This window comes from Actinotalea sp. C106, assembly GCF_023630195.1.
Taxonomy (GTDB): Bacteria; Actinomycetota; Actinomycetes; order Actinomycetales; family Cellulomonadaceae; genus Actinotalea.
Window position 1 is genome coordinate 1 of the sequence record NZ_JALPKN010000087.1, and the last position, 11,483, is coordinate 11,483.

An 11,483-nucleotide genomic window follows, 5' to 3' on the forward strand; every position below is an offset into this window, starting at 1 on the left:
GGGGGGCATGGGGCCTGGCGGCTGCGGGCGCGGGCGGGAGCGCGCGGGCGCCGGGGGTCGCGGTGGTGCGGCCGGGCCGGAGATCTGGTCGGGCTGGGGTATCGACCCGGGAGCGCTCGGCGGGTTACGGTCAGCGCACTGTCCAGGACCACCGGATGGCCACGCGACCGATGACGGCTTCACGTCGACGGTCGCGTCTGCTTTCCGAGGAGGAGGTTGGGTGCGGGTTGGCTGGTCCACCTTGGTGGATGCGGGTGTGGCACTGCGCCGCGACCTGCACCGGCGCCCGGAAGTCGCCTGGCAGGAGCACGGGACCGCCGAGACCGTGCGCGCCGAGCTGCACCGGCTGAACATCCCGTACCGCCCCTGCGCCGGCACCGGCACCCTCGCGACCCTCGCCCCGACAGCCCCCGGTCGGCACATCGCCCTCCGCGCGGACCTCGACGGCATGCCCGTCCAGGAGACCACCGGCGCGGAGTGGTCCTCGCTGCACGAGGGCGTGATGCACGCCTGCGGTCACGACGGGCACATGGCCACCCTCCTCACCGCCGCCGCGTGGCTCCAGGCCCACGAGGACGAGCTCCCCGGACCGGTCACCCTGCTCCTCCAGCCCGCCGAGGAGGGCGGGCACGGCGCTCGCGGCATGATCGAGGACGGCGCCCTGGACGGTCACCTCGCCCCGCGCCCGGTCGACGTCGTCTTCGGCTGGCACAACTGGCCGGCCATCCCCTACGGCCAGGCCGTGTGCCCCGACGGTCCGGTGATGTCCGCCAACGGCACGTTCGTCATCGAGATCACCGGCCAGGGTGGGCACGCCAGCCAGCCCGAGGCCACGCGTGACCCGGTGCTCGCGGCCTCGGCGATCACCCTCGCCCTGCAGCAGGTCGTCGCGCGCCGCCTGCCGCCGAACCAGGCCGCCGTCGTCGCTGTGACCTCGATCGACGCGCGGGCCGGCGCACCCACCGTGACCCCCGAGCACGCCGTCGTCTCGGGGAGCATCCGGATCGGCGACACCGCGCAGCGGGCCGAGGTCTTCGCCCTCATCGCCGAGATCGCCAGCGCGACGGCCGCCGCGTACGGGGTCCAGGCCGTCACCACCCCGACCCCGCGCTACGGGGCGACCGTCAACGCCCCCGCGCCCGCCACCGAGCTGCGCGCCGCCCTGGCCGCCGAGCTGGGGGAGGCCTGGCACAGCGCCCGCACCCCCGTGCCGGTCATGGCGTCGGAGGACTTCAGCTACTACCTGGACGAGGTGCCTGGGGCCTTCGCCCTGGTGGGCGGGGGTGACGGCGCGGGCCACGACGAGTCCTGCCACAGCCCGCGCTACGACTTCAACGACGACCTGCTCGAGCGGGTCGCCCGCGTGTACGTCCAGCTGGCCGGCGCCCCCGCGCCGCCTCCCCGCACCCCATCCGCCGTCCAGGCCACCGAGCAGGCCGCGACACCGTCCTAGAAGGAGCACGCATGGACATGACCCCCTTCGAGCAGTGGGAGTCCGAGGTCCGCGGGTACTGCCGCGCGTACCCGACGGTCTTCGCCACGGCGTCGAACGCCCGCCAGGTCGACGAGGACGGCACGTCGTACATCGACTTCTTCGCCGGGGCCGGCGTGCTGAACTTCGGCCACAACAACGAGCGCATGAAGCGGGCGATGATCGCCTTCCTCGAAGGGGACGGTGTCGCGCACAGCCTCGACACCTACACCACCACCAAGCGCGACTTCATCCAGCGCTTCCACGACGTGATCCTCGAGCCGCGCGGCATGGACTACAAGATGCAGTTCATGGGCCCGACCGGCACCAACGCCGTCGAGGCCGCCCTCAAGCTGGCCCGCCTGGCCACGGGGCGCAGCGACGTCGTCGCCTTCAGCCACGGCTTCCACGGCATGACCCTCGGCTCCCTCGCCGCGACCGCGAACGACGCCTTCCGCAAGTGGGCCGGGGTGCCCCTCGAGAACGTCGTGCGGCTGCCCAACGAGAGCTCCCCGGGCGGCGGCATCGCCGGGCTCGAGGCGTACCGCGAGGCGATCAGCGACCCGTCGAGCGGGCAGAAGCCCCCGGCCGCCTTCCTCGTCGAGCCGCTGCAGGCCGAGGGCGGGGTCAACGTGGCGAGCGCCGAGTGGCTGCACGCCATCCAGGCCCTCGCCAAGGACGTCGGCGCGCTGTTCATCATCGACGACATCCAGGCTGCCTGCGGGCGCACCGGCTCCTACTTCAGCTTCGACGGCATGGGCCTGGACCCGGACATCATCACCCTCGCCAAGGGGCTCGGCGGGTTCGGGACGCCCATCGCGATGAACCTCAACAAGCCCGACGTCGACGCGCACTGGTCCCCGGGCGCGCACACCGGCACCTTCCGTGGTCAGGGCCTGTCCTTCGTGGCGGGGGCCGTGGCCCTGGACTACTTCACCGACGACGAGCTCATGACGCAGGTCCAGGCCAAGGGCGCCACCATGCGCGACAAGCTCGAGGCGATCGCCGCCGCCCACCCGGGCCACGGCTGGGAGGTCCGCGGCCGCGGCATGATGCAGGGCCTCGACCTGCACGACGGCGCCCTGGCCAAGGAGGTGCAGCGCGTCGCCTTCCACAGCGGGCTGCTCCTGGGACCGTGCGGAACCAACGGCCAGGTGATCAAGCTGATCCCGCCGCTGACCATCCCCGAGGACGACCTCGCCGAGGGCCTCGACCTGCTCGAGAAGGCCATCGCGGCGGCGGTGTCGGCATGAGGCACCGCGACGACATGACCTTCGCGCCCGAGGAGTACGAGCGGCGCATCGCCGAGCTGCGCGGGCGCATGGCGGCCCGTCTCCTGGACGCGGTGATCATCACCGACCCCGAGAACCTCATCTACCTGACCGACTACCAGACCACCGGGTACTCGTTCTTCCAGGCCCTCGTCGTCCCGCTCGAGGACGAGCCCTTCATGATCACGCGTGCGATGGAGGAGTCCAACGTCATCGAGCGCACCTGGGTCGAGATCACCCGGCCCTACCCGGACACCGGCGACGCGATCCAGCAGCTCATCGCTGCCCTCACCGAGTTCGGCCTCGCGACCAAGCGCATCGGGTACGAGCGGAACAGCTACTTCTTCCCCGCCTACCAGCAGGACCGCATCCACACGAGCTTCCAGCGCGGCACCCTGCGCGACTGCTTCGGCATCGTCGAGGAGGGGCGACGCCGCAAGTCCCCCGCCGAGATCGAGATCATGACCCGGGCGGCGATCGCGACCCAGGCCGGGATCGCTGCGGGGCTCGAGGCGGCCCAGCCGGGGGTGACCGAGAACGACATCGGTGCCGCGATCAGCGCCGCCATGTTCCGCGCCGGGGGAGAGCCGCCCGCCGTCATGCCCTACGTCGCCTCGGGGCCGCGCTCGATGATCGGTCACGCCACCTGGGAGGGCCGCGAGGTCCAGCCCGGAGAGCACGTGTTCCTCGAGGTGGGCGGCTGCTACCGGCGGTACCACACGGCCATGATGCGCACCGTGGTCCTGGACGACCTGAGCCCCTCGATGGAGAAGGCCCAGGAGCGCATGAAGATGGCCCTGCGCGAGCTCAAGGCCGAGATGCGCCCGGGGCTCACCGTCTCCGACGCCGACTCGATCGTCCGGAACATCATCACGGACAACGACGTCGACGCCCGCCTGGTCACCCGGTCCGGGTACTCGATCGGGATCGCCTTCCCGCCCAGCTGGGACGAGGGCTACATCCTCAGTCTCAACCCGGGGGACTTCACCGTCCTCGAGGAGGGCATGACCTTCCACGTGATCCCGTGGATGTGGGGGGTCGACGGTGACAAGACGGTCGGCACCTCCGACACCATCCGGATCACCGCGGACGGGTGCGCGTCCTTCTTCGACCTGCCCGAGGACTTCACCGTCAAGCCGGCTGCGGCCGCGCCCTTGCTGAGCGCCGTCGACGCCGTGGAGGAAGCATGAGTGTGCTGACCGTCATCGACCCGCGGACCGGCGAGGTCGCCCACGAGGTCCCCGCGGCCGGGCCTGAGGAGATCGGGCAGGTCATCGGCCGCGCCCAGGACGCCTTCGGGACCTGGAGCCGGCGCACCATCGCGGAACGGGCCGCCGTCCTGCACGCCGTGGCCGGCCGGCTCCGGGAGGACCGTGAGCGGCTGGCCCCGATCATGACCGTGGAGATGGGCAAGCCGATCACCGAGGCGCGGGCCGAGGTCGAGAAGGCCGCGTGGGCGGCCGAGCACTACGCCGAGCACGCCGCGACGTACCTGGCCACCGAGGAGGTCGCCTCCGACGCGACCCGTAGCTACGTGCAGTACCTGCCGCTCGGGCCGGTGCTGGGCATCCTGCCGTGGAACGCGCCGATGTGGTTGGCCTTCCGGTTCCTCGCCCCGACCCTCATGGCGGGCAACACGGGGGTGCTCAAGCACGACCCGCGCGTCCCGCGGTGCGCCCAGGCCGTCGCCGACCTCTTCGACGAGTCCGTCGGGGCGCCCGCCGGCCTCGTGCAGGCCCTGCTCGCGCAGACCCCCGACGTCGAAGGGGCCATCCGGGACCCGCGGATCCAGGCCGTCTCCTTCACCGGCTCGGACAAGGCCGGGGCCGCGGTGGCGTCCGTCGCCGCCTCGGAGATCAAGCCCCACGTGCTCGAGCTCGGTGGCTCAGACCCGGCGATCGTCCTGGCGGACGCCGACCTCGAGGCCGCCGCCGCGACCATCGCGACCATGCGGATCATCAACGCGGGGCAGTCCTGCATCGCGGCCAAGAGGATCATCGTCGAGGAGTCCGTGCACGACGAGTTCGTCGAGCTGCTGCACGAGCGGCTCGCGGCCCTCGTGGTCGGTGACCCGCGTGAGGAGAGCACGCAGATCGGTCCGATCGCCCGGGAGGACCTGCGCGCCAACCTGCACCGCCAGGTCACCGAGACGATCGAGGCCGGGGCCGAGTGCCGACTCGGTGGCGAGCTGCCCGAGGGGCCCGGGTTCTTCTACCCGGTGACCCTGCTCACCGAGGTGCGCCCCGGGATGACGGCCTGCGTCGAGGAGACCTTCGGACCGGTGGCCGCCGTGCTGCGGGTCGACTCCGCCGAGGCCGCGGTCGCCGTCGCGAACGACACCCCGTACGGGCTCGGTGCGAGCGTGTGGACCTCGACCGAGCGCGGCGAGGCCATCGCCCGGCAGGTCGTCGCCGGCCAGGTCGCCGTCAACGGCATCGTCAAGACCGACCCGCGCCTGCCCAGCGGCGGCGTCAAGCGCTCGGGCTACGGGCGTGAGCTCGGCCGCGAGGGCATCCTCGAGTTCGTCAACGCCCAGCAGGTGTGGGTCGGACCCAAGGCGTGAGCCCCCCCAACCTCGTGTCAGAACCTGGGATACCTGGGGCACCCTCAGGTTCTGACACGAGGTTGGTCAGGGGAAGGGGGCGGACGGTGGGTGCAGGGCCGAGGCGGGGTGGGCTGACGGTTGCGACCAAGGTGCTCACCGCCGTGCCCTACGCGGCGCTGACCTGGGTGATCTTCGGCCTGGCCGTGGACCGACTGCTCCCGAGCGACTCGCTCGAACCTTGGCCGGTCGCCATCCAGGCCTACGCCATGGCGCTCGTCTTCCTGCCGGCGGCCGCCTTCGCCGGCGTCGAGCGGGGCACTCGGCGCGTGGGGGCGGGCGGCCGGTGGCTCATCCACGGGCTGGTGCTGATGACCCTCGTCGCCCTGTACCTCGGGGTGCTCCTCTAGTCCCCGCGCCCGGCTCGCCGGCGCAGCGCCAGCAGCACTCTCGTGTCAGAAGCTGGGATACCTGGGGCATCCCCACGTTCTGACACGAGGTTGGTCAGGGGAGGGGGCGCACCGGGGGGCTGAGGGCGAGGTCGGCGTGGACCTGTCCGTCGCGCAGGACCAGTCCGGTCAGCGTCACGCCGTCGACCCGGCTCGCGACGGCGTCCTGCACCCGCACCGTGATGAGCGGGGCGCGTGGTCCGGGGCGGACCTCGAGGAGGCCGTCGGGCAGGCCCTGCGCTGCGAGCCGCTCGGAGAGCACCCCGGTCAGCTGGTTGAGCAGCCGGTGGGCGGGCAGCCCTCGGGCCTCCGCGTAGACCTCGAGGGTCGCGACCCCCGCCGCGTAGCTGATGAGCTGCGCGGTGACGGTGACGGTGCCGGCTGCCTGCAGGGCGAGGCGCGCGAGGCCGGAGACGTCGGGCACCTCGGGCAGGTCGACGTCGGCGCGCACGAGGGCGCCCTCGCCCCGGACCCCGGAGACGAAGGGTGGGAGCGGCTGCGCCACGGCCGCGAGCGTCACGGCCTCCTCGACCGACAACGTGACCTGCACAGATCCTCACCTCCACCAGGCGGACCCGGGGCGGCCCGCCCCTGCACGGTACGCGGTGGGCCCGTGGATCCCGGAACGACAGCAGCCGCGATCCGAGGAACGGATCACGGCTGAGGGGTGGAGCGGGGTATGTCTGGTCTATCGGCCTGCCCTCGGCGGACCTTGAGCGATCCGCGCGGGATTCACCCGTATGGAGCAGTGGCGGGCGCCTCGGGCGCCCGCCACCTGCGACTACGAGCGCTTGCGGTTGCCCGAGACGGACTCGGCGACGCCGATGAGCAGCACGGCTGCGACGACGGCGACGATGAAGCCGATGACGTTGAGCTCGAAGATGTCACCGGTGCCGAGCAGGTTGGCGATCACGCCTCCGATGACCGAGCCGACGAGGCCCAGCAGGAGGGTGGCGATGATGCCGAGGTTCTGCTTGCCCGGCTTGATGAGCCGAGCGAGGGCCCCGATGATCAGGCCTGCGACGATGAAACCGATCATGGTTCCTCCTTCATGAGGGGCACGATCTGCGCCCGGAGGGATGCTCACACGGTCCCCGGCGCACCGCGCGCTGGACGGTGGTGGCGCCGATCACGTCGGCCACGGGCCGCCGAACCGCTGCCGCCCGGCGTCCGGACACCTCGGCATGGATCGGCCCTCGGTCGTGTTCACTACCGGTGTGACCCCTCACGAGCGACTGCCCAAGGTCCGCGCCTCCGAGCTGGTCGGCCGCGGCTGGCTCAACACCGGCGGCAAGCACGTCTCCCTGGCCGACCTGCGCGGCAAGATCGTGCTGCTCGACTTCTGGACCTTCTGCTGCATCAACTGCCTGCACGTCCTGGACGAGCTGCGCGAGATCGAGGCCGAGCACCACGACGTCCTGGTGGTCGTCGGGGTCCACTCGCCCAAGTTCGTGCACGAGGCCGACCCGGTCGCCCTCGCCGCGGCGGTGGACCGCTACGAGGTGCACCACCCGGTGCTCGACGACCCCGAGCTCACCACCTGGTCCGCCTACAGCGCCCGGGCCTGGCCGACCCTCGTCGTCGTCGACCCCGAGGGCTACATCGTGGCCCACATGGCCGGCGAGGGGCACAAGAACAACGTCTCGGTGCTGGTCCGTGAGCTCGTCGCCGAGCACGAGGCCCAGGGCACCCTGCACCGCGGTGACGGTCCGTACGTGGCCCCCGAGCCGACGTCGACCACCCTGCGCTTCCCCGCCAAGGCGATCCGGCTCCCGGAGGCGGACGGCTACGGCTGGGTGGGGGACGGCACCGATCCTCGCGGCGGCAACCTGCTGGTCGCCGACGCCGGGCACCACAGCCTGGTCGAGCTCGCGGCCGACGGCGAGACCCTCGTGCGCCGCATCGGCACCGGCGAGCGCGGCCTGGTCGACGGGGGGCCCGAGGACGCCCGCTTCAGCGAGCCCAACGGTCTGTGCCTGGTCCCCGAGGAGCTGCGCGCCGAGCTCGGGTACGACGTGCTCGTCGCCGACACGGTCAACCACGCCCTGCGCGGGGTCCGGCTGCGCGACGGCCTCGTCACGACCCTCGCGGGCAACGGCCAGCAGTACATGGTCGGGGCGGGGGACAACGTGCTGCCCGAGGTCGACGCCGAGGCCGACGCCGAGGCTGACGCCCCGACCGCGGCCCGTCGGCAGAAGCTCTCCTCCCCGTGGGACGTCAGCTGGGTGCCCGCGCTGGGTGCCTTCGTGGTGGCGATGGCCGGCAACCACACGCTGTGGTCCTTCGACGGGCGCGGGACGGTCGAGCACCTCGCGGGCACCATGAACGAGGGGCTCGTGGACGGCCCGGCCGCCGAGGCGTGGTTCGCCCAGACCTCGGGGCTGGCCGTCGGGCCCGACGGGCGCCTGTGGCTCGCCGACTCGGAGGTCTCGGCCCTGCGCTGGCTCGACGCCACTCCCGAGGTCGTGCGCATCGGGACCGCCGTCGGGGCCGGGCTCTTCGACTTCGGCCACCGCGACGGCGCCGCCGACCAGGCCCTGCTCCAGCACCCGCTCGGGGTCGCAGTCCTGCCCGACGGCTCGGTCGCGATCGCCGACACCTACAACGGAGCGGTCCGCCGCTACGCCCCCGCGGCCGACGGCGAGGGCCCCGGCGAGGTCACCACGCTGGCGCAGGGCCTCGCGGAGCCCTCGGGCCTGCTGGTCGAGGTGCACGAGGACGGCGCGGTCGACCTGCTCGTCGTCGAGTCCGCCGCCCACCGCATCACCCGGCTGCGCCTGCCGGCCCGCCTCGCGGGGGAGCTCCTCGACGCCGGCGCCCACCGCACCGCGCGCCCCGTCTCCGAGATCGGCGCAGGGCAGGTGCGGCTCGACGTCGTCTTCACCCCGGCCACGGGGCAGAAGTACGACGACCGCTACGGCCCCTCGACCCGCCTGCAGGTCTCGGCCTCACCGCCCGAGCTGCTCCTCGACGGCGCGGGGGACGACGTCCCGCTCGAGCGGGTGCTGCAGCTCAACCCCGAGATCACCGAGGGGGTGCTGCACGTGACGGCCCAGGCCGCGAGCTGCGACGCCGACCCCGCCATCGAGTTCCCCGCCTGCCATCTCAACCAGCAGGACTGGGGAGTCCCGGTCCGCGTGGTCGACGGCGGGCCCGCCGAGCTCAGCCTGCCGCTGCACGGCTGAGCCGAGCTCTGCCGCCCAGGGGTCAGGGCAGCTCTCCGCGCGCGACGCGGTGAAGCAGGGTGATCGCGTGCTCGCTGGTCGCTGCGAGCACGGCGGGTGGGTCGCCCTCGAAGGTGACCTTCTCGGTGTGCGTCCCTGCCGGGGAGACGACGGCGAACCACACCGAGCCCGGAGGCTGGCCCTCGTCCGGCTCGGGGCCGCCCACCCCGGTCACGGCGACGGAGACCTCCGCCCCCAGCAGCTCGGCCGTGCGACTGGCCATCCGGGTGGCGCAGGTCTCGGTGACGACGGGGCCGCGCGGCACACCCAGGAGCCCGAACTTCACCTCGGGGGAGTAGGCCACGATCGACCCGCGGAACCACGTCGAGGCCTCCGGTGCGGCGGACAGCACGCTCGCGATGGTGCCTCCGGTCAGGGACTCGGCGGTCGCGACCGTCCACCCGTGGGCTGCCAGCCCGTCGGCCAGCCCGCTCGCCAGGTGCTCGGCGGCCTCGGCGTTCTCGTCGACCGATCGGCGCATCGTCTCGTTCTTCGCCATGCTCCCAGCCTGCGCCGCAGACCGGCGGCTCGCACCCGCGCGCGACGGCCAGGCCTGGTCGGGGAGGGCGGGTCAGGTGGCGCCGAGGGCTCGTAGGACGAAGGCCTCGGTCGCCGCGATGGCTGCCTCGCGGCCCGGCCCGTCGTCGGGCACGCCGCGGCTGGACAGGCAGGCGTTGACCAGCACCACGGTCGTCTCGAGGGGCTGGTCGGTGAAGGCGCCGTTCGCGATCCCGGTCCGCAGGATGCGGCGCAGCAGCTCCTCGACGGGCTCGGCGTGCTCGCGCAGCCGCGCGCGGGTGCTGGGGGACAGCACCGACCGCAGCTCGGGGCCGGGGGCCAGGTGGAACACCCGCTTGAGCTGGGCCTGCTGGCGCACGTAGGCGCGCATCTGCTCGACCGGGTCCTCGACCCCGTTCAGGGCCCGCTCGAGGGACGCCACCCACTGGTCGGTCTCGTGGGTGATGAAGGCGAGGAGCAGGGACTCCTTGTCGGGGAAGTGGTTGTAGACGGCGGTACGGCCGATCCCCGCGGCACCCGCGATGTCCGCCAGGGTGATGGCGTCGAAGCCGCGGTCGGCCATGAGGGCGGTCAACGCAGCGAAGAGCTTGTTGCGGGTCTGCTCGCGGTGCTCGGTCAGCGAGCCCCCGATGATCTTCGGCACGGGCCCATTCTCTCACCTGGCGCATCGCCGACCGCCGTCGAGCCCCTAGGGTCGCGGCATGAGCGACGTCATCGAGCCCGACACCAAGGACTGGACCTGGGTGCTGCGTGAGCGCTGCCCCGAGTGCGGGTTCGACGCCGCCACCGTCGAGGGACGCGACCTGCCGGCCATGGTCCGCGGCTGGGGCCCCCGCTGGGTCACGGCCCTCGCCCGCCCCGACGCGCCCCGGCGTCCGCGGCCCGAGGTGTGGTCGGTCCTCGAGTACGCCTGCCACGTGCGGGACGTGTACCTGACCTTCGACGAGCGGGTACGGCTCATGGTCACCGAGAGCGCGCCGACCTTCGCCAACTGGGACCAGGACGAGGCCGCGACCGAGGGCCGCTACGGCGAGCAGGACCCGGCCCTCGTGGCCGACGAGCTCGTGGCGGCCGGGGAGCACCTCGCCGAGCGGTTCGCCGCCGTCGGCCCCGAGCAGTGGTCCCGCACCGGCCTGCGCAGCAACGGTTCGGCCTTCACGGTCGAGACCCTCGGGCAGTACTTCGCGCACGACGTCGTCCACCACCTGCACGACGTGAGCGCCTGATCTCGGCCTGGACCATGCCGGGCCGTGAGATCTAGCCGCACCGACCTCGAGCCCGGCTCTCGAACAGCGGGGTCGATCGGGTTCGGATAGTGACCCTGATCGACCCCGATCCCGCGGGGCGTGCGGCGCCGAACGGTGGGCGCGCGGGCGGGAGGTTCTCCCCAGGGCCTAGCTCGCCGAGCGCAGGGCGAGGCCCAGGGCGTACTCCTCCCAGAACCGGCCCGCGGGCGGCCCGCCGTTGCACTGGCCGTCCGAGAGCCCGACGGTCTTGATCCACAGGTTCGCGACGTGCTGCCCCGAGCCCACGTAGGCCGGTGGGGTGCCTAGGCCGCGGCCCGGCGGGTTGCACCACACCGCGCCCTGGGCGTCGCGCAGCCCGCCCTGACCGTTGCGCGAGGTGTCGATCACGTAGCGGGCCCCGCCCACCAGGGGGGAGAGCGCGTCGCCGTAGGCCCGCTCGTCGGCGGTGGTCTGGAAGTTCGAGACGTTGGTCGCGAAGCCGGCGACCTCGCGGATCCCGGCACGCTCGAGGCGCGAGGCGATGTCGGCGCGGGTCGCCGGTCCCCAGTTGAAGCTGTTGCTGCTCCCGGCGTCGAGGTACACCTCGGCCCCGGCAGCGGTGTAGGCGCGCGCCGAGTCGCGGATCTGGTCGAACCGGGCCTCGCTGTCCCCGCAGCGGTACACGTGCAGCAGCGCGTCGGGCTCGACGACGACGACGGCGCGGGCGCCGGCCAGGCCCTCGGCCACGGCCCGGGTCCACGCCGTGTACTGGGCCGGGGTG

General features: G+C 72.9%; 12 protein-coding genes. 7 read left to right on the forward strand and 5 right to left on the reverse strand.

Annotated features, from left to right (window positions below; translation table 11 throughout):
- Positions 1–7 precede the first annotated feature (7 nt).
- The 5 genes from doeB2 (at position 8) to L0B03_RS07955 (ending at position 5,694) form a co-directional block, all read left to right on the forward strand.
- Entirely contained in the window at positions 8–1,453 is a 1,446-nt protein-coding gene (doeB2, locus tag L0B03_RS07935) for a N(2)-acetyl-L-2,4-diaminobutanoate deacetylase DoeB2 (protein WP_284501538.1), read from the forward strand.
- A gap of 11 nt (positions 1,454–1,464) precedes the next feature.
- Complete coding sequence (locus L0B03_RS07940) at positions 1,465–2,724, forward strand: aspartate aminotransferase family protein (protein WP_250445276.1); 1,260 nt, start codon at positions 1,465–1,467, stop codon at positions 2,722–2,724.
- Positions 2,721–3,932 (forward strand): ectoine hydrolase, encoded by a 1,212-nt coding sequence (doeA, locus tag L0B03_RS07945; RefSeq protein ID WP_250445277.1) that lies wholly within the window; start codon positions 2,721–2,723, stop codon positions 3,930–3,932. Before L0B03_RS07940 ends, doeA begins: the two co-directional genes overlap by 4 nt.
- On the forward strand, positions 3,929–5,305 hold the full coding sequence (locus tag L0B03_RS07950; protein ID WP_250445278.1) for an aldehyde dehydrogenase family protein: 1,377 nt from the start codon (positions 3,929–3,931) through the stop codon (positions 5,303–5,305). Before doeA ends, L0B03_RS07950 begins: the two co-directional genes overlap by 4 nt.
- Before the next feature lie 143 nt (positions 5,306–5,448).
- On the forward strand, positions 5,449–5,694 hold the full coding sequence (locus tag L0B03_RS07955; RefSeq protein WP_250445279.1) for a hypothetical protein: 246 nt from the start codon (positions 5,449–5,451) through the stop codon (positions 5,692–5,694).
- Positions 5,695–5,788: 94 nt separating this feature from the next.
- Here L0B03_RS07955 and L0B03_RS07960 read toward each other — a convergent pair whose 3' ends face one another.
- Positions 5,789–6,283 carry a hypothetical protein gene (locus L0B03_RS07960; RefSeq protein WP_250445280.1) on the reverse strand — a complete coding sequence of 165 codons (495 nt, stop codon included), beginning with the start codon at positions 6,281–6,283 and terminating at the stop codon, positions 5,789–5,791.
- Positions 6,284–6,514: 231 nt separating this feature from the next.
- Positions 6,515–6,772 (reverse strand): GlsB/YeaQ/YmgE family stress response membrane protein, encoded by a 258-nt coding sequence (locus tag L0B03_RS07965; RefSeq protein ID WP_250445281.1) that lies wholly within the window; start codon positions 6,770–6,772, stop codon positions 6,515–6,517.
- Positions 6,773–6,917: 145 nt separating this feature from the next.
- On the opposite strand from L0B03_RS07965, the gene L0B03_RS07970 reads away from it, so the two are divergent.
- Positions 6,918–8,918: an NHL domain-containing thioredoxin family protein gene (locus L0B03_RS07970; RefSeq protein WP_250445282.1), complete on the forward strand. Its 2,001-nt coding sequence runs from the start codon at positions 6,918–6,920 to the stop codon at positions 8,916–8,918.
- Positions 8,919–8,940: 22 nt separating this feature from the next.
- Here the strand turns inward: L0B03_RS07970 and L0B03_RS07975 are convergent, their stop codons facing one another.
- Both L0B03_RS07975 and L0B03_RS07980 read right to left on the reverse strand, forming a co-directional pair.
- Entirely contained in the window at positions 8,941–9,456 is a 516-nt protein-coding gene (locus L0B03_RS07975; RefSeq protein ID WP_250445283.1) for a CinA family protein, read from the reverse strand.
- Positions 9,457–9,528: 72 nt separating this feature from the next.
- Positions 9,529–10,119 carry a TetR/AcrR family transcriptional regulator gene (locus L0B03_RS07980; protein WP_250445284.1) on the reverse strand — a complete coding sequence of 197 codons (591 nt, stop codon included), beginning with the start codon at positions 10,117–10,119 and terminating at the stop codon, positions 9,529–9,531.
- Positions 10,120–10,177: 58 nt separating this feature from the next.
- On the opposite strand from L0B03_RS07980, the gene L0B03_RS07985 reads away from it, so the two are divergent.
- A complete protein-coding gene (locus L0B03_RS07985) occupies positions 10,178–10,702 on the forward strand; it encodes a DinB family protein (RefSeq protein ID WP_250445285.1) in 525 nt (174 codons plus the stop codon).
- Between the two features lie 168 nt (positions 10,703–10,870).
- Here the strand turns inward: L0B03_RS07985 and L0B03_RS07990 are convergent.
- A partial coding sequence (locus L0B03_RS07990; protein WP_250445286.1) for a glycoside hydrolase family 6 protein occupies positions 10,871–11,483 on the reverse strand: 613 nt, incomplete at its 5' end.